The sequence below is a fragment of the Achromobacter sp. SLBN-14 genome (assembly GCF_006715415.1).
GTDB classification, from domain to species: domain Bacteria; phylum Pseudomonadota; class Gammaproteobacteria; order Burkholderiales; family Burkholderiaceae_B; genus Achromobacter; species Achromobacter mucicolens.
Genome location: NZ_VFNE01000001.1, coordinates 522,677 through 546,590 on the forward strand (window position 1 = coordinate 522,677; position 23,914 = coordinate 546,590).

Below are 23,914 nucleotides of genomic sequence, written 5' to 3' on the forward strand. Positions count from 1 at the left end.
ACAACTGATCCCAGCTATATCAAACAACCGATAAGAGTGGACGCTTAACACGAGCACATAAGCTCTGAAAGGAGGTGATCCAGCCGCACCTTCCGATACGGCTACCTTGTTACGACTTCACCCCAGTCATGAATCCTACCGTGGTAATCGCCCTCCTTGCGGTTAGGCTAACTACTTCTGGTAAAACCCACTCCCATGGTGTGACGGGCGGTGTGTACAAGACCCGGGAACGTATTCACCGCGACATGCTGATCCGCGATTACTAGCGATTCCGACTTCACGCAGTCGAGTTGCAGACTGCGATCCGGACTACGATCGGGTTTCTGGGATTGGCTCCCCCTCGCGGGTTGGCGACCCTCTGTCCCGACCATTGTATGACGTGTGAAGCCCTACCCATAAGGGCCATGAGGACTTGACGTCATCCCCACCTTCCTCCGGTTTGTCACCGGCAGTCTCATTAGAGTGCCCTTTCGTAGCAACTAATGACAAGGGTTGCGCTCGTTGCGGGACTTAACCCAACATCTCACGACACGAGCTGACGACAGCCATGCAGCACCTGTGTTCCGGTTCTCTTGCGAGCACTACCAAATCTCTTCGGCATTCCAGACATGTCAAGGGTAGGTAAGGTTTTTCGCGTTGCATCGAATTAATCCACATCATCCACCGCTTGTGCGGGTCCCCGTCAATTCCTTTGAGTTTTAATCTTGCGACCGTACTCCCCAGGCGGTCAACTTCACGCGTTAGCTGCGCTACCAAGGCCCGAAGGCCCCAACAGCTAGTTGACATCGTTTAGGGCGTGGACTACCAGGGTATCTAATCCTGTTTGCTCCCCACGCTTTCGTGCATGAGCGTCAGTGTTATCCCAGGAGGCTGCCTTCGCCATCGGTGTTCCTCCGCATATCTACGCATTTCACTGCTACACGCGGAATTCCACCTCCCTCTGACACACTCTAGCTCGGTAGTTAAAAATGCAGTTCCAAAGTTAAGCTCTGGGATTTCACATCTTTCTTTCCGAACCGCCTGCGCACGCTTTACGCCCAGTAATTCCGATTAACGCTTGCACCCTACGTATTACCGCGGCTGCTGGCACGTAGTTAGCCGGTGCTTATTCTGCAGGTACCGTCAGTTTCCCGGGGTATTAACCCGGAACGTTTCTTTCCTGCCAAAAGTGCTTTACAACCCGAAGGCCTTCATCGCACACGCGGGATGGCTGGATCAGGGTTTCCCCCATTGTCCAAAATTCCCCACTGCTGCCTCCCGTAGGAGTCTGGGCCGTGTCTCAGTCCCAGTGTGGCTGGTCGTCCTCTCAAACCAGCTACGGATCGTCGCCTTGGTGAGCCGTTACCCCACCAACTAGCTAATCCGATATCGGCCGCTCTAATAGTGCAAGGTCTTGCGATCCCCTGCTTTCCCCCGTAGGGCGTATGCGGTATTAGCTACGCTTTCGCGTAGTTATCCCCCGCTACTAGGCACGTTCCGATACATTACTCACCCGTTCGCCACTCGCCACCAGACCGAAGTCCGTGCTGCCGTTCGACTTGCATGTGTAAGGCATCCCGCTAGCGTTCAATCTGAGCCAGGATCAAACTCTTCAGTTTAATCTCTGTATTTGTTTCGTATTCTTGGTCTGAATAAATCCAAACCAGGTCATACGTCGCTACTCAAAGGAAGTGAGGTATGTTCTTAAACTTGACGTCTAAGGTACTTCACTTCTAGTGAGCACTTGATTTCTTGTGCTTGCGATAAGGCCGAAACCCAATCGCTGCACTCGCATCAAGCGCCCACACTTATCGGTTGTTTAATTGTTAAAGAGCGGTACTGCTAAATTCTGTACTACTGGTTTCCGCCTTCAACTTCGGCCAACTTCGCTTTTGCGTCGTCGCTGTCGTTGCAGCAGAGAAACGAGATTATGAAGAAGTTTTTATCGCTTGTCAAGTCAGCTTCGCTTTTGCTTTACGCAGTTGCGTCACTTGCTTGCGGCGACCTCTTCAGGTCTCGCCAGGACTTTCGCCCTGCCCTAGCAGTTATTGAAACCCCAGGGCAAACCCTAATTTTTCAGTAACTGCCAAGCCCAAAAGTATAGCACAATTTTTGCAGATCTTGCAACTGGCTTCTGCCTGATTTGCCTCGATCCTTGCAATAACCGCTTGGCGCTCATTACTGATTGCCGCTGCGGCAGGTGAGATTGGGTTGCCCCGCCACCTGTTGCACTTGCTTGGCTTCGCGTCTCAAAACTGTCTGAGCTGCGAAGGAGCGAGACTATAGCACAGAATTTTGGGCTGTCATGCCAGTGTCGCAAATTTGTTGATGGAAAGGCAGTCAGGCTGGCGCCGGCGCCCTGCTCCGTCGAAGGAGGCGCGGGCCGTGACTGGCCGCGCCTATATATATAGATAGCGGCAGCCCCTGCTTGTGGGACTAGTATGTACGTTTACTATTCGCCTGTACGCCGCATCTGATTGGAGACAGATACCTCATGCCCCCTGCGATCGCCCTGAGCGAAGACATCCTGATCAACGTCACCCCGTTTGAAACCCGCGTTGCGCTGGTGGAACAGGGGTCGGTTCAGGAATTGCACGTCGAACGTAGCATCCAACGGGGCCACGTCGGCAATATCTATCTGGGTCGGGTCGTGCGGGTGCTGCCCGGCATGCAGAGCGCGTTCATCGACATTGGGCTGGAGCGGGCGGCGTTCATTCATATTGCGGACCTGCGCGAGAATCGCACCGAGCGCAGCCAGGGTTTGACGCCGACGCCCATCGAAAAGCTGATATTTGAGGGACAGACCCTCATGGTGCAGGTCGTGAAGGATCCGCTCGGCACGAAGGGCGCGCGGCTGTCGACGCAGATCAGCATGGCCGGGCGGATGCTGGTGTACCTACCGCACGATCCGCACATCGGCATTTCGCAGAAGATCGATTCCGAGTCCGAACGCATCCAGTTGCGCGAACGTCTGCAAGCGCTGATGCCCTCGGACGAGAAAGGCGGGTTCATCGTGCGCACGCAGGCCGAGGGCGCCAACGACGCGGAGTTGACCGCCGACGTGGAATATCTGCGCAAACTGTGGACGAGTGTGCAGGCGGCGGCCCGGACCCAGCCCGCCCCCGCGCTGTTGCACCAGGACCTGACGCTTGCCCAGCGCGTATTGCGCGACATGGTCGGCCCCGAGACCGGGTCGATCCTGGTGGATTCACGCACGACGACGGCCGCGATGCTGGAATGGGCGCGTGTGTACACGCCTTCGGTGGTTGACCGTATCAAGCATTACAGCGGCGAGCGCCCTCTGTTCGACACCGCCAACGTGGATGACGAGATTGCGCGCGCGCTGTCGCGCCGGGTCGACCTGAAGTCGGGCGGCTATCTGATCATTGACCAGACGGAGGCGTTGACCACGGTGGACGTCAACACCGGCGGGTTTGTGGGGGGCCGCAATTTCGACGACACGATCTTCAAGACGAACCTTGAGGCGGCACAGGCAATTGCGCGGCAGCTGCGACTGCGCAACCTGGGGGGAATCGTGATCCTGGACTTCATCGACATGGAGGAACAGGAACATCGCGACACCGTGCTGGCGGAGCTGAAGAAGGCGTTGTCGCGCGATCGGACCCGCATGACCGTCAATGGATTCACGCAGCTGGGGCTGGTGGAAATGACGCGCAAGCGCACGCGCGATTCGCTGGCGCACCAGCTTTGCGAGCCCTGCCCCATGTGCGAGTCGCGCGGCAATGTGCGTACGCCGCGCACGGTCTGTTATGAAATCCTGCGCGAGATTCTGCGCGAGGCCCGGCAATTCAATCCCAAGGAATTTCGCATTCTTGCCTCGCAGGAAGTGGTGGACCTTTTTCTGGAAGAGGAAAGCCAGCATTTGGCGATGCTGGGCGACTTTGTGGGCAAGCGCGTGTCGCTGGAAGTGGAAGCGGCGTATTCGCAGGAGAAGTACGACATCATCCTCGTGTGACGGCATAAGAAGAATGCCTAGTCATCGGACCGACGGAAGAGCCGCGCCTGCAAGCGCGGCTTTTTTCATTTGGGCGCGACAGGATGGGGGCCATCGGGCGGCCGAAATGGCGATATGTCCGCGTGCCCATTGATGCGCTCGATGGAGCCGTGAACCGCGCTGGCGGCCGCTCTTCGCCAGGCCCGCGTTCAGCGCGCGTGCGAGTACATGGAGCCATACCCGAATCGCGAACAGGCTTCAACTCGATATGTGTGGATTTTGTGACTTAACAATTCGTTTGAAATGATTTCTGAAACGGATGGCGACAAGTAAGGGTTATCGATAAGCTGCGGGCGCTTTGCCGGGTCGGTTACCGCCTCGGCGCTTTTCCCTTAGTCATTCGGAGGTCATTGCAATGAAGTCCCTATTCCGTCCGTTCCTGGTACTGGTCGCGGCCCTGCCGCTGATGCTGGCAGCCTGCGGCGACAAGGAGCCCGAGCAGCGCGCGGCGTTCACGCAGTTCCTGCAGACGCGCATCGTGGACAAGCCGGGCGTGCGTGTCCCGAAGCTGACGGAGGAAGAAAAGAAGTCCTTCGGCGACTACGCGGCCCATTACGCCATCATCACCGACTTCAATGCCGGCATGGATGCGTCGGTCAAGCCGCTGTCGGGGATCCTGCAGAAGGGTCAGGTGCGCTCGGTGAACGATATCGTCACGCGCCGCGAAGACCTGAAGTCCGTGCGTGCCGGTCTGAACGACATGAACGCGGCGCTGAAGGAGCATCGCGCCAAGGCCGACGCGGCTCACGCCCAGCTCAAGCAGCCTGAGGACCTGAAGGCCGTGTACGACAAGGCTTACGAGAAGACCATCACCCTGCCGGCCGACACGTTTGGCGATGTGCTGCCGCAGATCAACGCCACCTACGACGTCACCCTGAAGATCGCCGACTACGTGGAAGCGAACAAGTCGAAGATCGATATCTCGAGCAACAGCGTGACGGTGACCGATCCTGCCGTGCAAGCCGAGCTGAACAAGCTGCTGCAAGAGATGAACGCGCAGGCCAAGAATGTGCAGCAGGCACAGACGCGCCTGCAGGCCGTGATCATGGGCCGTTAAGCACCGCTCAAGCACGCTGCGCCACGCATCGCCCCGCCGCCACCGAAAGGTGCGGCGGGGTTTTTCTTGCCATGTCGATAATCAGTCAGGCGCCGACGCGACGCGATTGCGGCCCGCGGCCTTGGCCTGGTAAACGGCCGCATCGGCGGCTTCCACAAGGGCGGCCGAGACGCCGTCGCCTAGCGGCACGACCGTGGCCACGCCGACGCTGACGGTGACGATACCGCCTCCGTTGTCTTCGTGCGGAATGGCCAGGTCCTCGACCGCGCGCCGGATACTTTCGGCGATGACCAGCGCCTGTTCGCGGCGCGTGTCGGGCAGCAGCACCACGAACTCTTCGCCGCCGTAGCGGGCCGCCAGATCGCGAGGCCGGCGAGCCTTGTTCTGAAGCGCAAGCGCCAGCATCTTGAGCAACGCGTCGCCTTCCTGGTGGCCATAGCGGTCGTTGTAAAGCTTGAAGCGATCGGCATCCAGAAACAGCAGCGACAGCGGCGCGCGATCGCGACGCGCGGCCGCCCATTCCCTGTCCAGCACCTCGTCGAAGGTGCGCCGGTTGGCGATGCCGGTGAGTCCGTCCGTCTGGGCCTGACGCGCCAATTGCGCCTCGAACGCCTGCCGCCAGCGCATCTCGCGCCGAAAGAGGACGATCTGCGCCATCACCGATGCGAAGAGCGCCAAGGTCACGGGCACGATCAGGGCGGCGCGGCGCACCCAGGGTTCGAGCAGATCGTCGACGGCCAACGCCACGTCGATCACCAGCGGCGTGCGCTCGATGGCGTCGAACGCATAGAGACGATTGACGCCATCGGGCGACAGCACGCCGACAAATGCGCGCAAGGCATCGCCGCCCTGGACGGCAAAGTCAGGGGCGGCGATCAGCGCAAGTGACGGGAATTTTTGCCCGGGAAGACGCCCGGGCACGCGCGGAAAGACAGCAGCCGGGCGCGGCGCGCCCGAGGCGGGGCTTTCAGGACAGCGCGGCGGCTGCGATGCGGAACGGGAAGGCCTTGGCCCCGCGTGCCTTGTCGCTTTCGCGGTGGGCGTTGATGGCCCAGGCGGGCCCTGCCCCGCCGGCTTGCGCCATCAATTGGCGGGTGAGCACGCCAGAGAATCCGCAACGAAGCGTCATGGCCTGACGCCGGGCAAGCTCGATTCCGATGGCGTGCGACGTAGTCGAATTACGGTCCGTTTGCAGCATGGCAGCCCCCTGGCAAAAGCGCTTCCTGAGTGAAGCGTCATTGCGGATTAATCTACCCTAGCTGCTTGATTTTGCGCGTGAAATGATGCGTAAAGTAATGCAAAGATCCCGAAATGCACGCCGAAAAATAGCCGTCAGGCGGATGGACTGGGCGCCGCGTCGCCGGTTTCGCGGTCCGGACGGTCATTGATGCCATCCGGTTGGCCCGTCATATTTCCGTAAAGCAGCGAGCGGCCGGCGAACAGGCCACCTGCCACCTCGAGCTCGAAGCGTTCGGTGTCGCGTTGCCGCACGTCCTGAATGACCTCCTCGGCCTCGTCGGGCGGCACGCCGATGGCGCGCAACGCCGCTTCGCCGAAGACCAGCGCCGATTCAAGGGTTTCGCGGACCTGGAAATCCACCCCTTCGCGGGCCAGCGCCAGCGAATGGATGCGGTCATAGGCCCGCACCACGACGCGCACCAGCGGGAATTCGGATTTGATGAGATGCACCATGTGGGTGGCGGCGCGCGGGTCGTCGATGCACACCAGGATGGCGCAGGCGTTTTCGGCGCCCGCCGAGCGCAGCATGTCGGCGCGCGTACCGTCCCCGTAATACACCTTCACGCCCCACTTTGCCGCGGCGCGGATCGCGTCGGTGTCGGTGTCCAGGATCGAGACCTTGACCCCGCGTGCCAGCATCGCCTGCGTCACGATCTGGCCGAAACGGCCAAAACCCACGATCAGCGCGCAGCCGTCCAGGTCGCGGGCCACGTCCACGCCATCCATGGACGGCTTGGGTTTTGGCAGGAACCAGCGCAAGGCCAGGACGCATAGCGGCGTGAGCGCCATCGAAATGATGACGACCGCGGTCAGCACCGCGCCCGTATGCGCGTCGAAGATGCCTTTGTCGGCGGCTGCGCTGTACAGCACGAAGGCAAACTCGCCGCCTTGCGCCAGCAACGCGCAACGGGTGATGGCTTCGGCATGGGTGGCGCGCAGCAGGCGCGCCACGATGTAGACGCCCACGGATTTGACCGCCATGAAAGCGACGACGCCCGCCAGGATGAGCGGCCATTCCCGCGCCACGGCCAGGAGGTCCAGCGACATGCCCACGCCCAGGAAGAACAGGCCGAGCAGGATGCCGCGAAACGGCTCGATATCGGCTTCGAGCTGATGGCGGAATGTGGACTCGGACAGCAGCACACCGGCCAGGAACGCGCCCATGGCCATGGACAGGCCGCCCAGTTCCATCAGCAACGCGGCGCCCAGCACGACGAGCAATGCGGCCGCCGTCATCACTTCGCGGGCATGCGCCGCGGCCAGAAGACGGAACAGTGGGTTGAGCAGCCACCGGCCCGCGGCCAGCAGCGCCAGAATGCAGCCGACCGCAATGGCGGCCTGCCACCACGGATTGGCCTCGCTGCCGCTGCTTGCCGGAGCCAGCAAGGCGGCCAGCGCCAGCAGCGGGACGATCGCCAGGTCTTCGAGAAGGAGAATGGAGACGATGCGTTGGCCCTGCGCGCTGGTGGTTTCGTCGCGCTCGGCCAGGATCTGCATCACGATGGCCGTGGACGAAAGCACGAAACCCATCGCCGCCATGAAGGCCGCGGCGCCTGACAGACCTGCAAGCAACCCGACGCCGGTAAGCAGCGCACCGCAAACCAGCACCTGCGCAACGCCCAGCCCGAAGATTTCGCCGCGCAGCTTCCAGAGGCGCGACGGCTGCATCTCCAGCCCGATGATGAAAAGAAACATCACCACGCCCAGTTCGGCGACGTGCAAGATGGATTTGGGATCGGTGAAAAACCCGATGCCGAACGGGCCTATCGCCAGGCCGGCTGCCAGATAGCCCAGGACCGAACCCAGTCCGAGACGCTTGAACAAGGGGACGGCAATCACCGCTGCGCCAAGCAGAACGACGACGTTGAGGACTTGATTGCCTTCGGAAGGCAGGGCCATGGAGCGCTCCTGGTTGCATGGCGGGCCGAAGCGCCTGGGACGCCGCCCAGCCCGCTATGCGCAGGCTGGGGCCATTTTCCGGCAAACCGCGGGATTGGCAAACAGGAACTTCGGCAATGAAAAGCCGCCCCGAGGGGCGGCTGCTGGGGAAAGACGTGTACGGTTTGGCTCAGTCTTCCCGGAACTGCATCTTGTAGAGGGATGCGTACAGGCCGTCGGCCGCCAGCAGTTCCGCGTGCGGACCCTGTTCGACGATCTTGCCGGCGTCCAGGACGATGATGCGGTCGGCGTTCTGGACGGTGGACAGGCGGTGCGCGATGACCAGCGTGGTGCGCCCCTTCATCAGGCGTTCCAGCGAGGCCTGCACCTGGCGTTCGGATTCGTTATCGAGCGCCGAAGTCGCTTCGTCCAGGATCAGGATGGGCGCGTTCTTGATGAGCGCGCGCGCGATGGCCAGACGCTGGCGCTGGCCGCCGGACAGGCGGGCGGCGTTCTCGCCCACGGGCGTGTTGATGCCTTGCGGCAGGCCTTCGACGAAGTCGAGCAGATTGGCGGCGGCCAGCGCATCGCGCACCTTTTGCTCGCTGGACTTGCCCAATGCGCCGTAGCCGACGTTGGCGGCGATCGTGTCGTCGAACAGCACGACATCCTGGCTGACCAGCGACAGGTGCGAGCGCAGGCTGCGCAGCGTGAGTTCATCGATGGGCACGTCGTCCACGAGGATCTGGCCGCTGTCGGCCAGCACGAAGCGGGGCAGCATGTTGACCAGCGTGGTCTTGCCGCTGCCCGAGCGGCCCACGAGGGCGACGGTCTGACCGGGTTCGACCACGAAGGAAATGTCATTGACCGTGTCGCGGTCGGCGTCGGGGAAGCGATGCGACACGCTGCGGAACTCGACCTTGCCGCGCACGGGCTCGGGCAATTCCTTGGTGCCGGTGTCGTTTTCCGGGATCTGGTCGATCAGGGTGAACACGCTTTCGGCCGAGACCAGCATCTTTTGCAGGCGGGCGGCCACGTTGGTCAGGCGCTTGATGGGGTCGAAGATCTGGGCCAGCGCGGCCATGAACGACGCGAAGCTGCCCACGGTGAGCGAGCCGCTGTTGGCCTGGCTGAGCGCCACGGCGATGACCGCGCCCACGGAAATCGAGATGCAGACCTGGGTCAAGGGCGTCAGCGCCGCATCGGCCGTGGCCGTGCGCATGGCAAAGCGGCGCAGGCGGCGGCTGACGAAATCGAAGCGGCCGCGTTCGACCTCGTAGCCGTCGAACAGCTTGATGACGCGCTGGCCGTCGATGCCTTCGCCGACCACGCGGGTCAGCTCGGCGTTCATGTTGACGGTTTCGCGGTTGATGCGGCGCAGGCGCTTGATGAAAAAGCGCGAGATCAGGACCGAGACCGGCAGCATGACCAGGATGATCAGCGTCAGCACCCACGACATGTAGAGCAGCACGCAGATCAGCGCGATGACCACCAGGGTTTCGCGCACCAGCACGGTGATGACGTCGGTGGCATAGCCGGTGACGTTGCCGGCGTCGATGGTGAAGCGGTTCAGGAGGCGCCCGGTGTCGCCGCGCTTGAAGTCGGCGTCCGGCAGGCCCAGGAGGCGCTCGAACATGTCGCGCCGCATGCCCAGCAGCACGTTGTTGGCCACCCAGGCCAGCAGGTAGTCGCTGAAGAAGTTGCAGATGCCGCGCACCAGGATCAGGCCCACGACCGCCAGCGGCAGCGCCCAAACGTAATACGGCTTGGCGCCTGAGAAGCCGCCGTCCAGGAGGGGCTTCATGATGACCGCCAGCACGGGCTGCGTGGCCGCGGCGCCTGCCATCAGGAGGACGGCCGCCAGCAAGCCCTTCCAGTAGGAACCGACCCGGCTGTAGATCCGGGTCCAGAGTTCGGATTTGACGGGCTGGGAGCCCGCTGGCGCATTCCGTGCGGCAGAATTCAAAGGGATCACTCGCTTTTCATACAATTGTGCCCAGGATTGTACCGGCTGCGCGTCTGCGCGCCGTCCCCGCCCCTTAGCCCTATCCGCGCCCGTGCGCCCTTCCATGTCCGATATCAGTTGCCTGTATGTCCGCCTGCCCAACTGGGTGGGCGATGTCTGCATGAGCCTGCCCAGCCTGCGCGCCCTGGCGGCAAGCGGCCTGCCCCTCGTCCTCTGCGCCCGCCCCTGGGCCCGCGACCTGCTCGATGGCGTGGACAAACTGGATTTCGTCCCCATGCGCGGCAAGGTGGGACCGGACCGGGCGGCGGTCAGCGCGCACCGGCGCGGGCTGGGCGCGCAAGGCCGCCGCGCCCGGGGCCTGCTCTTGCCGGATTCCCTGTCCAGCGCGCTGGTGTTCCGGCTGGCCGGCGTGCCGTCGGCGGGGTACCGCGACGACGGCCGCAGCTTTCTGCTGCGCTGGCCGTTCGCCAAACCCGACCAGCCGATGCACGCCGTCGAATCCTGGCATCACCTGACCCGCGAGGCCCTGATCCGCTGGAATCTGCCTAGCGGTCCCGCCCAGCCCGGTCCGACGCTGGACCTGCCGCTGACGGCGGCGCATGAACGCGCGGCCGGCGAGGCCCTGGCCCAGGCCGGCCTGCAAGACCGGCCCTTCGTGCTGATTGCGCCCACCGCCACGGGCCTGCACAAGGGCAGGATCAAGGTGTGGCCGGGATTCGATACACTGACGCGCGCCCTGCAGGCCCGCGGCCATACCGTGGTAATGTGCCCCCCTCCGGCCGAAACCGACGAAGCCCGCCGCAATGCGCCGACCGCTCAGTTGCTGCCCCCGCTGGGATTGGGCGCCTTTGCGGCGCTGACCGCCCGGGCCGCGCTGGTGATTTGTAACGACTCCGGCGTGTCGCACGTCGCGGCGGCGGCGTCGGCGCGGCAGTTGACGCTGTTCGGCGTGACACAGCCGCAACGCACCGGCCCGTGGTCGCCGCGCGCGGTGTGCCTGGGTAGCGACCAGGCCTGGCCGTCGCAGGAAGAAGCAACACAGCAGGCCGAGCGCCTGCTGGATGGTACGCAGTAATCAGGACAGTCTCGAAATGACCTTTTCCAGCTATCTCACGAATCTGATCATTCCCTTGAATTTGTGCATCACCCTGGTGGTCCTTGGCCTGGTGCTGGGACTGTTCCGGCTTCGCAAGACGGGCCTCACGCTCGTCGCGGCAGGCTTGCTCTGGGCGCTGGCCTGGTCGTTGCCGGCAACGTCGCTGTGGGCGGGCGGCGCGCTGGAGAACCGCTATCCGCACAAGCCCGCCGCCGAGATGCCGACGGCCGACGCGATCGTGGTGCTGGGCGGCAATACCGCCAACGGCCGCGCCAATTGGTTCCTGCCCTATGACAAGGACACGGCCATCGTGCGCGTGGACGCGGCGGCCGAGCTGTATCTGGCCGGCCGCGCGCCCAAGGTGCTGCTGTCGGGCGGCGCGCTGGAAGGCGATGTCAGCGAAGCGCGCGGCATGGCGCATGCGATCCGCCAGCAGGGCGTTCCGGAGTCGGCCCTGATCCTGGAAAACGCCAGCCGCACCACCTATGAAAACGCCACGCTCACCGAAGACCAGCTCAAGGCGCGCGGCATCGGCAAGGTGCTGCTGGTCACGTCCGCCTTGCACATGCCCCGCGCCATGGCGGCCTTTTCCAAGCAGGGGGTGGAAGTGATTGCCGCCCCCGCGCCGCCGCAGATCGTGGAGCCGGCCGACGGGTCGCTGTCGTTGTGGCTGCCCGATGAACGCACGTTCGACGCCAGCCGTTCGATCGTGAAGGAATACGCGGGTCTCTTTGTGTACTGGTTGCGCGGATGGGTATGAGCCTGACCGGCGCGGCGCCAGCGTGCCGCTCGGGATGCGGCGCCTGCTGCATCGCGCCGTCGATCACGCGGCCCATTCCGGGGATGCCGCAGGGCAAGCCCGCGGGCGTGCCCTGTGTTCAGTTGCTGCCGGACATGCGGTGCGCGATCTTTGGTGATCCTTCCCGCCCGGACTTCTGCGGGGGACTGCAGCCCCAGCACGAGATGTGCGGTCCCGACCGCGAACACGCCATCCGCTGGCTGGCCGACCTGGAAAGGGCAACCGCGCCCTGCCATTGAAAACGGGGCTTGACGCCCCGTTTTCAATGGCGCTCCAGCAGCACCTGTTCGTACAAGGCCTCGTAGCGCGAGGCCACGGTTTCCCAGCTTTGGTCGCGGGCGATTTCCAGGCCTCGTGACGTCAGCGCCGCGCGCAGCTGCGGATCCGAACCCAGGCTTTCCAGCGCCTGCGCCAATTGGGCGCCATCGCGCGGGTCCTGCAGGATGAGCGCATCCGTTCCCGCCGTGAGGTATTGCGCAAAGCCGCAATAGACCGGCGAACTGACGATGACCGGCAGACCGTGCGACATGGCTTCCAGCGGCGCCATGCCGTAGCTGTCGTTCAGGGTCGGGTGCGTGTAGATGTCGGCCGCATTGAAATACTGGGCGACGTCTGGCGTGGGGTCGACCAGCGTGACGCGGCGGGCGACGTCTCCGGCGGCGCGTACGCGCTCGCGCGTGGGCTCGTCGGCGCCGACCACCAGCAGCCGGTAACGCGGAGGCAAGAGCGCCAGCGCGTCCAGCAACGCGGGCAGGCCCTTGCGCAGCGGATTGCGCGCCACCAGCAGACAGCCGATCGTGTCCGCGTCCCAGCCGAGCCGCGCGCGCGTGGCCTGGCGGCCCCCGTTACGGTCGGGCGCGGGCAGCTTGACGCCCGGGGCGATGATGTCGACCGCAAGTTCTTCGCCGTAGCTGCGGTGCAGCTGGTCCATGATGAGGCCCGATACCGCCACCACGCGGCGCTGGGGCGTCTTGCGCACGCGCAGCTTTTCCAGCAGCAGGTAGGTGGCCAGCCGCGGGCTGAGCCAGGCCGTCAGGCGCTGCAGCGGCGTGACCCGGGTGATGCGGTTATAGCGGACCGGCGTCACGTGCATGACCTGGATTTCGCCCGCCCAGCCGTTCATGTGCGAATGGACGATGTCGAAGCGGCCGCGGGTGAGGCGGTCGGCGCGCCAGGCGAAATACAGCACCCGCGTCCAGCTGGGCAGCCAGCCGGGAAACCGCACGGGCAGGTAATCGAATGGCAGGTCGCTGTCGAAATCGCGGGCGACCACGGAAACGTCGTGGCGCTTGCCGAGTACACGCATCAACTCGACGCCATAGGCCTCGGCCCCGCCGAAACGGTTGCCGAAGCGATCAACCAACAGCGCGATGCGAAGCCGGCGTTCAGGAGCGCCGGCGGCTGTCTTCATACCGGGTGAGGCACTTCTGGAGAAATCGGAAGATATTGGTCGAACGTGCCACGGTCACGCGCGGCAGTCCGAAGGGATCGTCGGACGCCGCCGCCAGGCCGCGCCTGGTGAGCGTGGCGTTCTCGTAACCGGCCTCGCGCGCCATGGCCTGATGCTCGGGGCCATGGTCGCCATAGGGATAACAGAACGCGGTGACGGGCGCGCCCAGCGCCTGTTCAAGCTCGTCCTTGGACTGGACGATCTGGCGCCGCGCTTCTTCGGCAGGCAGCTCGGGCAGGTGGACGTGATCCAGCGTGTGCGAGCCGACCTCGTTGCCGGCCTGCGCCCATTCCCGCATTTCCTGGACGGTCATCAGCGGCGCAAACGGGATCCCCTTTTCGAGGTCCCACACGTTGCCGCCGTCGAACTGCCGGGCCACGAAATAGTTGGTGGCGGTGAATCCCAGTTCGCTCAGTACCGGCATCGCGTTGTGATGCACATTGCGGAAACCGTCGTCGAACGTGATGCCGAAGACCTTTCCCTGGCGCTCGCCGCGGACATAGGGCATGACGTCGCGCATGGACAATCCGCGATAGCCAAGCCGGCGCATCCAGCGCATCTGGCGGGCAAAGCTATCGGGATGTACCGTCAGTCCGCGAAACGGCGTGCCCTTGGGGTTGGGCTCGCCGATCTGGTGATACATAAGGATTGGAATAGACATAGCTCGACATTATATGACTCAGCGTCCCGCGAGCGTGCGTTGGTATACATCCACTGTGGCAGCCGCGAAACGCTCCAGGTTGAAGTCGCGCAAACTGGTCTCGCGCGCTTTGTGGCCCATCAGACGCACCGCCTCCGGGTTGTCCAGCATGAATCGCAACTTGGCGGTCATGGCCGGGATGTCGCGCGCGGGCACGATCCAGCCATCCACGCCGTCTGTTACGTTTTCCGGCAGACCGCCCGCGTCACTGACAAGCGCCGGCAGTCCCAGCGCCATGATCTCGCGGCAGGCAAACGACAACGCCTCGCGGTACGACAGCACGAACCCCGCGTGGCAGGACGCCAGCGCCGCGCGCACGTCATCGAGCAGCCCGGGAAACTTCACCTGATCGATCATGCCAAGCTCGCGCACACGCGCCAGCTTGGCCTCGGAGGGCGGATCGCCCGCCACCATCAGCAAGATGCGTGCCTTGTCGGCCGGCGGCAGCGCGGCCGCGGCCGCCACCAGGTCCAGCCAGCCCTTGTCGTAATCGGTGCCGCCCGCGCTGCCCAGCAGCAGCTTGCCTTGCCAGTCCGGGCCAAAGAAGAGTTCGCGCAGCTTGTCCAGGCTTTCGGGCGGCGGCGGGGCAAAGAAATTCGTATCGATGCCGTGCCGGATGGTCGTGATGGGGCGTTTGCGGTACGGGGACTGCTCCATCATGCCGCGGATGTAGTCGCTGACGGCGATGCCGTGATCGGTGGCCAGCGCCACCCGCAGCTTGTGCCCGAAGCTGGTCAGCGGGTGATCGTTGTGCTTGGTGAACACGATGCGCGGCCGGCGCCGCATGCCCAGCGTGGCCAGCATGACCTGTTTGTGATCGGCCGAGCCGTTGGCGTGGATGATGTCGAACTGGCCGTCCACAATCAGGCGATGCAGCCTGGCGCGGTCCGTGAACCAGGACGAGGGGCGCGTCGTGTAGCGCATGTCCACCACTTTGACGCCGGGGATGGCCTTGGCGTAGCGGTACAGCCGGCTGGTCTCCGGCACCGCCACCGTGATCTCGAGGTCGCGGGCGAGCGCCTTGGCCAGGTTGATGATGTAGGTGACGTGCCCCCCGCCGTTGCCCGCGTGGAAGTTCGTGTAGAGGATCTTCACTTTTTGTTTTCTGCCAGGAACATCAGCTTCGAGTAACGGAAGAAGCTGCCCGCCGCCGCCGTCACGGCCAGCACCAGCCCGTGGCGGCCGTCCAGGAAGCCGCGGCGGATCAGGTAGATGCGCACGAAGGTCCAGAAGCCGTGGCCCAGCGCACCGAAGACCGACGTGCGCTTGCCCTTGGCGTACATCATGGCGGCCGCGTCGGACGAATACCGGTTGACCTTGTTGATCAGCGCGTCCAGGTTGTCGTACGGATAGTGGTTGAAATAGCCGCGCAACTGAAGGGGCCGGCCATTGGCGGGCACCACGCGCTCGTGCACGGCGGCATCGGTGAAGCGCGCCGTGCCGCGCTTGAAGAGCCGCAGCACGTAGTCGGGCCACCAGCCGCTATGGCGGATGTCGCGGCCGCAGAAGTTGGACAGGCGCGCGATTTCGTAGGCGTCGGCCTTGGGCGCGCGCAGCACGTCCTGGATTTCCTGCGCCAGCTCGGGCGTGACGCGCTCGTCAGCATCGATCGACAGGACCCAGTCGCCCGTCGCCAGATCCAGCGCGCGGTTCTTTTGCGGACCGAAGCCGGGCCAGTCAGGGGTGACTTCGACCCGAGCGCCCAACGCCCGCGCCAATTCCACGGTGCCGTCGGTGCTGCCCGAATCCACAACGATGAACTCGTCGGCAAACGACACGGACTTCAGGCAGGCGGCAATGTTGGCCGCTTCGTTCTTGGTGATGATGATGACTGATAACTTCATCCGCGATTCCTAAGACGCTTTTTCCAGGCCTTCCAGGCGTGATAGCGCGGGCCCCAGAAGGGGTCGCGCGACAGCCAGATCCGGCGGTTCAGCCAGGACCCGCCCTGATTGCGCACCGCGAAGCGGTAGATGTGACCGGGATCCGTGCCGGGAACGTTCTGGCCGAAAGGGTCGGTAGTGTACAAGTGCCGGAAACCGGCCTGCCCGGCGGCGGCCACGTAATCGGCATCGAAATAGCCCTGCGGCCAGCAGAGGTGGTCGCTCACGCCGCCCAGCCTGCGGATCAGGGTTTCACGCGAATCCTCCAGATCCTGCGCGATGTGTTCGCGCTTGGCGTTCGTATCCGCGCCGCAGACCTTGTCCCAGCGGGTGTGCGTGTGGGTGTGGGAATGGAATTCGAAGGTGCTGGCCGCCTGCATGGCCTCGATCTCGCTCCAGCGCAGCATCGCCTCGTCGGCCCGGCCCGACGCCACGAGTTCCTTGCAGGCGTGGTGGTCGGGCGTGGGCGGCAGCGGGCCGCCCTGCCCCGCGTGGGGCCGGACGGGGCCGTCGCCGATCCAGCCGGTGATGGTGAACAACACCGCGCGCATGCCATGACGGGCGAGGACGGGATGCGCGTGCACCCAGTTGTTCAGGTAGCCGTCGTCGAACGTGATCAGCACGGCGCGTTCGGGTACGGAGGCGCCGGCCAGATAGGCGGCAAACTGTGCCGTGGTGAGCGACTGGTAGCCGGCGCGGGCCAGGCGCGAGATCTGCGCCTCGAAGACGTCAGGCGTCGCGGCAATCATGCCGCCGGCCGGCGTGACGTGGTGGTACATCAGCACCGGCACATTGGGCGCATTCATGGGCGGCGCTCCGCCGGGCGGCGCTCCGCCAGCCAGCGCAGGTAGATGGCTTCCGTGGTTTCCGCCAGGCGCGCGGGCGAAAACACGCCCTCTTCCCAGACCATCTTGCGGCCGGCCTCGCCCATCGCGCGGCGCAGGGCCGGGTCGTCGATCAGGCGCGCCAGCGCGGCGGTCAATGCGGCCGGGTCCTTGGGCGGGACCAGAAAGCCCGTCACGCCGTCGCGGAACATTTCGGACACGCCGCCCACGTTCGTGCCGATGACGGGCAGGCCGCTGGCCTGCGCTTCGACAAAAACCGTGCCGGACGCTTCCTGCTGCGTGGCCAAGGCAAAGAGATCGAATCCCGCCAGCAGATTGGGTACGTCGCGCCGCGTGCCCATCAGATGGATGCGGTGCTGCAGTCCGCGCTCGGCCACATACGCCTGGGTCTGCTCGAAGACCGGCGATCCGGCACCGACGAACACCAGATGCAGCTTCGGGCGCGTGGCCATCAGCGGCGCGATGGCGTCGATCAGGTCCTTGTGGCCCTTGGTGGCGCGCATGACGGCCACGCAGCCCACCACGACGTCGTCGTCGGCCAGCCCGAGTTCTCCGCGCAGGGTGGAGCGCTCGACCGGCGCGGGCAGCACGATGGGCGAATACACCGTCGCGATCTTTTCGGGCGGGACGCCGCGGGTGATGAGGTACTTGCGCACGTGGTCGCTGACGGCCGTGACGCGGTGCGGCAGGACGGTGTACGACCACATCGACCCGACCGGATTGGACAGGTGGCGGGTGCGCACGATGAGCGGCGTGCCGGCCATCCGCCCGGCCAGGGCCGCGATGACCGTGTCGCGCCGGCTGTGGGTATTGAGCACGTCAAATCGCCCGGCCTTCAGGATCTTGCGGACCGCGGCCACACCCTTCAGGTAGTTCACCGGCCCGGCCATGTCCACGGCATGCACCGTGAAACCGGCATCACGCAGCCGTTCCGTCAGCTGCGCGCGCGGCTGGCAGATCGCCTCGAGGTGATGCCCACGCGCACGCATGGCGTGCATTTCCTTGAAGATACGTCCTTCCTGTCCGCCGAAACTGGTGGCGGCTTCCGAATGCACAATACGCAGGCTGGGCATCATTAGTAGGTGACCTCCACGCCATCAGGCTTGGTCCAGTCGTTCAGGTTGGCCAGCAGCGTGTCGGCCATGCGCACGCGCCATTCCTCCCCGAGCCTGACCGTGCACAGGAAATTGTTCTTTGTGTAGACGATATCGACCGGCACCCCCGGAATGCCATTCTCGGGTTCGGCGCGGAAGGGATTGAGCATCTGACGCAGGCGGGCCGCGTCGGCAGTGCCGTTGAGCTTGACGCGCAGGGACTTGGCGCGCGCCTCGCGAGCCAGTTGCAGGTCGTAGAGCTGCTCGGCGACGATGCGCATGCCGCCGGAGTAGTCGTCGTTGCTGACCTTGCCCTGCACGATGACGAGCTGGTCTTCGCGCAGCCGGTTGCGGTGCTTCTCGTAAAGTTCGTTGAAGACCGAGATCTCGACCTGCGCCGTGCCGTCGTCCAGCACGGCAAAGACCATCTTGCCGCGGCGGGTCATCATGACGCGCACGCTGGCCAGCACGCCGCACATCCATTGCAGGTCGCGCTGGGGTTCCACACGCGCAAGCTGCATCGGCACGATGCGGCGCACTTCGTCGCGCCACGCATCGAACAGGTGGCCGCTGTAGTAATAGCCCAGCGCGGACTTTTCTTCGGTCAGCTTCTTGTGCAGATCCCAGGGCGCGACCTTGGCCAGTTCGCCGGCGACCACGTCGCCGCTGTCGTCGCCAAAAAGCGAAGCCTGGTTGGCGCTGCGCGCGGCCTGCTCGGCCGCTTCCATGGCGGTAGGCACCGAGGCCAGCATGGCGGCGCGGTTGGGCTCGATGGTGTCGAACGCGCCGGCCTTGATCAGCGCTTCGATGGTGCGGCGGTTGACGGCCTGCTTGCTGACGCGGCGGCAGAAGTCGAACAGGTTCAGGAACGGGCCGCCTTCCTTGCGCGCGCGCAGGATGTCTTCGACCGCGCCCTGCCCCGTACCCTTGACGGCGCCCAGGCCGTAACGCATGGTGCGCGGCGGCTTGCCTTTTTCGGTGTGCTTGTCGGCGACGGGCTCGAACCGGTAGCCCGAGTGGTTGACGTCGGGCGGCAGCACCTCGACGCCGTTGTCCTGGGCGTCGCGGCAGAAGATCTGGACCTTGTCGGTGTCGTCCATGTCGGAGGACATGGTGGCGGCCAGGAACTCGGTCGGGTGGTAGGCCTTCAGCCAGGCGGTCTGGTAGGAGATCAGCGCGTACGCGGCCGAGTGCGACTTGTTGAAGCCGTAGCCGGCGAACTTCTCCATCAGGTCGAAAAGCTTGACCGCCAGGTCGGGATCGTGGCCCTTTTCCTTGGCGCCCTGTTCGAAGAGCTCGCGGTGCTTGGCCATTTCCTCGGGCTTTTTCTTGCCCATGGCCCGGCGCAGCAGGTCGGCGCCGCCCAGCGAGTAGCCCCCGATGATCTGCGAGATCAGCATCACCTGTTCCTGGTAGACGATGACCCCGTAGGTGCTCTTCAGGGTGGCTTCCAGGTCCGGGTGGAAATAATCGACGGCCGCGCGCCCGTGCTTGCGGTTCACGAAGTCGTCCACCATGCCCGATTCCAGCGGCCCCGGACGATACAGGGCCAGCATGGCGATGATGTCTTCGAACGTGTTGGGCCGCAGCTTCTTGAGCAGCTCTTTCATGCCGCGAGATTCAAGCTGGAACACCGCGGTGGTGTTGGCATCGCACAGGATCTTGTAGGCCGCCGGATCGTCCAGGGCCAGCGCCATGACGTCGAAGTCGCGCTTTTCGGCGTTGAACTGGCGCACGTAGCGCACGGCCCAGTCCAGAATCGTCAGGTTGCGCAGCCCCAGGAAGTCGAACTTCACCAGGCCGGCGGCCTCCACGTCGTCCTTGTCGAACTGCGAGACCGCGCTGTTCTCCTGCCCCGGCTGGCAGTACAGCGGGCAGAAGTCGGTGAGCTTGCCGGGCGCAATCAGCACCCCGCCCGCGTGCATGCCGATGTTGCGGGTCAGGCCTTCAAGCGGCTTGGCCAGGTCGACCAGCGAGCGGACTTCTTCTTCCTGCTCGTAGCGGTCCTTGAAGGCGGGCTCGTCCTTGAGTGTGCGCTCCAGCGTCCAGGGATCCATCGGATTGAACGGGATCAGCTTGGACAGGCCATCGCAGAACATGTAGGGCATGTCCAGCACGCGGCCCGCGTCGCGCACCACGGCCTTGGCGCCCAGCGTGCCGAAGGTCGCGATCTGGCTGACGGCGGCGCGGCCGTATTTTTCCTTGACGTAGTCGATGACCCGTTCGCGGTTGTCCTGGCAGAAGTCGATATCGAAGTCGGGCATGGAGACCCGCTCGGGATTCAGGAAGCGCTCGAACAGCAGGTCATAGCGGATGGGATCGAGGTCGGTGATGCCCAGCGCGTAGGCGACCAGCGAACCGGCGCCGGAACCCCGGCCCGGTCCGACCGGCACGCCGTTGTTCTTACCCCAGTTGATGAAGTCCTGCACGATCAGGAAGTAGCCGGGAAAGCCCATCTGGATAATGGTCTTGCACTCCCAGCGCAGCCGCTCGTAATACTGCTCGCGCTTGGCGTCGCGCTCGGCTTCGTCCGGAAACAGGAACTCCATGCGCTTTTCCAGGCCCTGCTCGGAGAGCTGGACCAGGTAATCGTCGAGCGTCACGCCGTCCGGCGTGGGGAAATTGGGCAGGCGCGGCTTGCCCAGCACCAGGCTCAGGTTGCAGCGCTTGGCGATTTCGACCGTATTGGCCAGCGCCGACGGCACGTCGGCGAACCGGCGCGCCATTTCCTCGGAGCTGAGCAGGTACTGCTCTTTGGAGAACCGGCGCACGCGGCGCGGGTTGGCCAGGATCTCGCCTTCGGCGATGCAGACACGGGCCTCATGGGCCTGGAATTCGAATTCATCCAGGAACTGCACGGGATGGGTGGCGACCACCGGCAGGCCAGCTTCGGCGGCCAGCCGCATGGCGGCCTGGCAGTAGCCTTCGTCGCCGTCCATGCCGGCGCGCTGCAATTCGATGTAGTAGCTGCCGGGGAACATCAGCGCCCACTGGCGGGCCAAGGCCAGCGCCGAGACGGCATTGCCGGCCTCCAGCGCCTGCCCGACGTCGCCGGCGCGTCCGCCGGACAAGGCGATGAGACCGGCCTGCCCTTGCAGCCATTCGCGGCGGATTTCCGCGCGGCCCTTGCCCTGGTTCGTCAGGAAGGCCTTGGACAGCAGTTCGCAGAGATTCAGGTAGCCCTGGTGGTTGCGCACCAGCAACAGCAGGCGAAATGGCTTGGCGGGGTCTTCGTCGTTGGAGATCCAGACGTCGCAGCCGGCAATGGGCTTGACCCCCGCGCCGCGCGCGCCCTTGTAGAACTTGATCAGTCCGAACAGGTTCGACAGATCGGTCAGGGCGACGGCGGGCTGGCCCAGCTTGGCCACACGCTTGATGAGGTCGGGAATACGCACCGTGCCGTCCACGACCGAAAACTCGGAGTGGACGCGCAGGTGAACAAATGGGGTCGGGGTCGTTACGGCTTCGGACATGGCGGAATTGTACCCAGCGGCCGACCTCCAGAGGGCAATCCTTTGCATCAGAATCCGGCAGGCCGCGCGCCCTGCTGGCTGATTGGCATCGCCCGCTTGTGGGACAATACCGCCCATATCGCACCACCCCGTTGCACGACGAGATCTACCTATGAAATGGTTAATACCCGGGATCTGGCTTGCCGCCATCCTGTTCGCGCACTTCCGCGGCCGCGTCAAGCTGCCGCTGGGCCGGCAGCTGCTGGACCACTCGGTGCTGCTGGCGCCGATCAACGCGTTCATGGTCCTGACGTCGCGGGTGCCCACCACCCCCTACCTGACCACCAGCGAAATCGCCGAACTGAAGGTGCTGGACGACAACTGGGAAACGATCCGCGAGGAAGCCATGCAGATGGCCGAGCTTCGCCGGATCAAGGCGGCCGACACCCATAACGACATCGGCTTCAACTCATTCTTCAAGTACGGCTGGAAGCGCTTCTACCTGAAGTGGTACGACGCCCGCCACCCGTCGGCCGAAGAACTTTGCCCCAAAACTGTCGCCATCCTGAAGGGCCTGCCCAAGGTCAAGGCTGCCATGTTTGCCGAACTGCCCCCGGGCGGCCAACTGAATCCGCACCGCGACCCGTTCGCCGGGTCGCTGCGCTATCACCTGGGCCTGGCCACGCCCAACGACGACGGCTGCCACATCATCGTGGACGGCGAACACTACAGCTGGCGCGATGGCGAAAGCGTGGTGTTCGACGAAACCTACGTGCACGAGGCCTACAACAAGACGGACCAGAACCGGATCATCCTGTTCTGCGACGTCGAGCGCCCGCTGAAGTGGCGCTGGGCCGAGGCCTTCAACCGCTGGTTCGGCCGCAAGGTCATGTCCGCGGCCAGCTCGCCCAACGACGGCGGCGACCAGACCGGCGCCATCAACAAGCTGACCCACGCGCACTGGGTGATCGACCAGAAGCGCAAGGCGTTCAAGAAGTGGAACCGCACGGCGTACAAGGCCACGAAGTACGGGCTGATCGCTTTGGTGGTCGTCGGGTTTCTGGCGCTGTAAACCCGCTGAAAATCAAAAGGGCCGCAAAGCGATTTGCGGCCCTAATGAGATGGTCAGCCCGATCCCCACGAAGCGGTACGCTGAGTGGGGATTGTTCTTTCTGGGAGACCTCTCATGAGCACCGTCACGCTGATTGGCATCGATCTGGGTAAGCATAGCTTCCATCTGCACGGTCAGGATTCTGCCGGCAGGATGGTGTTTCGCAAGAAGTGCTCTCGCCAGCAAGTGTTCACGTTGCTGGGTAATAGCCCGTGCAGCACGGTGGTGATGGAGGCCTGCGCAGGAGCCCATTGGATGGCGCGCCGCATCCAGGCGCTAGGCCACCAACCCAAGCTGATCTCCCCACAGTTCGTGCGCCCTTTCGTGCAGGGCAACAAGAACGACTTTGCCGATGCGCAGGCGATCTGCGAAGCCGCCTCGCGCCCGAGCATGCGGTTCGTGTGCGTGCGCAACGAGGCTCAGCAGACCGTCTCGGCGCTGCACCGCGTCCGAGAGTCGCTGGTGCGCGAGCGCACCGGCGTGATCAACCAAGTCCACGCCTTTTTGCTGGAGTTCGGCATCAGCCTGCCGCGCGGCCAGGCGATCCTGCGGCGCCTGCCAGCGGTGTTGGCCGAGCATGAGCTGCCGCCCCGACTGGCGGCATTGCTTGAACGGCTGCAGGCGCACTTCAAGTATTTGGACGAGCAGATCGGCGAAATCGAACGCGATTTGTGCCAGCAACTGCGCGAGGATGAACGCAGCCAGCGGCTTCTGGAGATCCCCGGCATCGGGCCGATCACCGCGAGCGTGCTGATGACAGAATTGGGCGATGCGCAGCAATTCGGTTCGGCCCGCCAGTTCGCCGCCTCTGTGGGTCTGGTGCCACGCCAATACAGCACTGGCGGTACGCCTAAGCTGCTGGGAATCAGCAAGCGTGGCGACAAGAATCTCAGGCGGCTGTTGGTGCAGGGCGCACGAGCGATCATGCAACGCGTAGAGCGGCGCACGGATCGGCTGGGCGTCTGGGTGCGCGAGCTGCTGGCACGACGCCACTCGAACGTGGTGGCCTGCGCGCTGGCCAATAAATTGGCGAGGATAGCCTGGGCCATCCTCGCCAATGGAACGAACTACCGAAGTGAGCAGGCTGTTAGCGCAACCTGACATTCATCACCGTTTTACGCAGTCACTTCCTGGTTTTGCGACGCGAGTACGTGAAGACATAAACGGCTCAACGGCCTGGCAAGAAACCTGGTAAAAAATTCAGCACCTGGATGCTGAGGCCCTTTTGAGGTTTGCCGGGCGCGACTCTCATCATGGAGCGGGGGACCTGTCCCCAAACGACTCCGAATAGATTTGAGCAAAGCCCAATTTACGCCAACACAAACCCGCTTGCAAAAATCGGGCTGACCA

Annotated in this window: 18 protein-coding genes and 1 rRNA gene; 7 read left to right on the forward strand and 12 right to left on the reverse strand. The window is 64.1% G+C overall.

Translation table 11 applies throughout. The annotated features are described in order from the left end of the window. Nucleotides 1-67: 67 nt before the first annotated feature. A 16S ribosomal RNA gene (locus tag FBY20_RS02355) occupies nt 68-1,598 on the reverse strand. Between the two features lie 893 nt (nt 1,599-2,491). On the opposite strand from FBY20_RS02355, the gene rng reads away from it, so the two are divergent. Then, nucleotides 2,492-3,955, forward strand: coding sequence for a ribonuclease G (gene rng, locus FBY20_RS02360; RefSeq protein WP_056320252.1), 1,464 nt, complete (start codon nt 2,492-2,494; stop codon nt 3,953-3,955). Nucleotides 3,956-4,349: 394 nt separating this feature from the next. Continuing rightward, nucleotides 4,350-5,051, forward strand: a complete 702-nt coding sequence (locus tag FBY20_RS02365; RefSeq protein WP_142049765.1) for a DUF3053 domain-containing protein — start codon at nt 4,350-4,352, stop codon at nt 5,049-5,051. Nucleotides 5,052-5,132: 81 nt separating this feature from the next. On the opposite strand, the gene FBY20_RS02370 is transcribed toward FBY20_RS02365, so the two are convergent. The 4 genes from FBY20_RS02370 to msbA all read right to left on the reverse strand — a co-directional run bounded on the left by FBY20_RS02370 (nt 5,133) and on the right by msbA (nt 10,134). Beyond that, the gene (locus FBY20_RS02370) at nt 5,133-5,888 is read right to left on the reverse strand and encodes a diguanylate cyclase (protein WP_255452212.1); all 756 of its coding nucleotides are present in this window, start codon (nt 5,886-5,888) and stop codon (nt 5,133-5,135) included. 130 nt (nt 5,889-6,018) lie between these two features. Next, nucleotides 6,019-6,249: a hypothetical protein gene (locus FBY20_RS02375; protein ID WP_056320215.1), complete on the reverse strand. Its 231-nt coding sequence runs from the start codon at nt 6,247-6,249 to the stop codon at nt 6,019-6,021. 134 nt (nt 6,250-6,383) lie between these two features. Next, a complete protein-coding gene (locus FBY20_RS02380) occupies nt 6,384-8,189 on the reverse strand; it encodes a monovalent cation:proton antiporter-2 (CPA2) family protein (protein ID WP_142049768.1) in 1,806 nt (601 codons plus the stop codon). A gap of 169 nt (nt 8,190-8,358) precedes the next feature. Further along, the gene (gene msbA / locus FBY20_RS02385) at nt 8,359-10,134 is read right to left on the reverse strand and encodes a lipid A export permease/ATP-binding protein MsbA (protein ID WP_056320209.1); all 1,776 of its coding nucleotides are present in this window, start codon (nt 10,132-10,134) and stop codon (nt 8,359-8,361) included. 103 nt (nt 10,135-10,237) lie between these two features. Between msbA and FBY20_RS02390 the strand changes: the two genes are divergently transcribed. From FBY20_RS02390 to FBY20_RS02400, 3 genes are read left to right on the forward strand one after another with little or no spacing between them, the layout of a single operon-like run. Beyond that, nucleotides 10,238-11,209 (forward strand): glycosyltransferase family 9 protein, encoded by a 972-nt coding sequence (locus FBY20_RS02390; protein WP_056320207.1) that lies wholly within the window; start codon nt 10,238-10,240, stop codon nt 11,207-11,209. Nucleotides 11,210-11,225: 16 nt separating this feature from the next. Further along, nucleotides 11,226-11,990: a YdcF family protein gene (locus FBY20_RS02395; protein ID WP_056320205.1), complete on the forward strand. Its 765-nt coding sequence runs from the start codon at nt 11,226-11,228 to the stop codon at nt 11,988-11,990. Beyond that, nucleotides 11,987-12,268: a YkgJ family cysteine cluster protein gene (locus FBY20_RS02400; protein ID WP_142049771.1), complete on the forward strand. Its 282-nt coding sequence runs from the start codon at nt 11,987-11,989 to the stop codon at nt 12,266-12,268. Before FBY20_RS02395 ends, FBY20_RS02400 begins: the two co-directional genes overlap by 4 nt. Nucleotides 12,269-12,291: 23 nt before the next feature. Here FBY20_RS02400 and FBY20_RS02405 read toward each other — a convergent pair whose 3' ends face one another. Genes FBY20_RS02405 through dnaE form a run of 7 tightly spaced genes read right to left on the reverse strand, consistent with a single transcriptional unit; the run spans nt 12,292 to nt 21,474 of the window. Further along, entirely contained in the window at nt 12,292-13,440 is a 1,149-nt protein-coding gene (locus FBY20_RS02405; protein ID WP_142049773.1) for a glycosyltransferase family 4 protein, read from the reverse strand. Beyond that, nucleotides 13,415-14,140, reverse strand: coding sequence for a polysaccharide deacetylase family protein (locus tag FBY20_RS02410; RefSeq protein ID WP_142049776.1), 726 nt, complete (start codon nt 14,138-14,140; stop codon nt 13,415-13,417). The genes FBY20_RS02405 and FBY20_RS02410 overlap by 26 nt, the downstream gene beginning before the upstream one ends. Nucleotides 14,141-14,158: 18 nt before the next feature. After that, nucleotides 14,159-15,274, reverse strand: coding sequence for a glycosyltransferase (locus FBY20_RS02415; protein WP_142049779.1), 1,116 nt, complete (start codon nt 15,272-15,274; stop codon nt 14,159-14,161). Then, entirely contained in the window at nt 15,271-16,023 is a 753-nt protein-coding gene (locus tag FBY20_RS02420) for a glycosyltransferase family 2 protein (RefSeq protein ID WP_056320194.1), read from the reverse strand. Before FBY20_RS02420 ends, FBY20_RS02415 begins: the two co-directional genes overlap by 4 nt. Then, nucleotides 16,020-16,868 carry a polysaccharide deacetylase family protein gene (locus FBY20_RS02425; RefSeq protein WP_142049782.1) on the reverse strand — a complete coding sequence of 283 codons (849 nt, stop codon included), beginning with the start codon at nt 16,866-16,868 and terminating at the stop codon, nt 16,020-16,022. Before FBY20_RS02425 ends, FBY20_RS02420 begins: the two co-directional genes overlap by 4 nt. Continuing rightward, the gene (locus FBY20_RS02430) at nt 16,865-17,980 is read right to left on the reverse strand and encodes a glycosyltransferase family 4 protein (RefSeq protein WP_142055781.1); all 1,116 of its coding nucleotides are present in this window, start codon (nt 17,978-17,980) and stop codon (nt 16,865-16,867) included. Before FBY20_RS02430 ends, FBY20_RS02425 begins: the two co-directional genes overlap by 4 nt. Nucleotides 17,981-17,982: 2 nt before the next feature. Further along, complete coding sequence (dnaE, locus tag FBY20_RS02435) at nt 17,983-21,474, reverse strand: DNA polymerase III subunit alpha (protein ID WP_142049785.1); 3,492 nt, start codon at nt 21,472-21,474, stop codon at nt 17,983-17,985. A 151-nt stretch (nt 21,475-21,625) separates the two neighbouring features. Here dnaE and lpxO point away from each other — a divergent pair, with 151 nt between their 5' ends. Together lpxO and FBY20_RS02445 are read left to right on the forward strand one after the other, a co-directional pair. Continuing rightward, nucleotides 21,626-22,525, forward strand: a complete 900-nt coding sequence (gene lpxO, locus FBY20_RS02440; RefSeq protein WP_056320184.1) for a lipid A hydroxylase LpxO — start codon at nt 21,626-21,628, stop codon at nt 22,523-22,525. 114 nt (nt 22,526-22,639) lie between these two features. Further along, nucleotides 22,640-23,665: an IS110 family transposase gene (locus tag FBY20_RS02445; RefSeq protein WP_142049788.1), complete on the forward strand. Its 1,026-nt coding sequence runs from the start codon at nt 22,640-22,642 to the stop codon at nt 23,663-23,665. Nucleotides 23,666-23,914 lie beyond the last annotated feature (249 nt).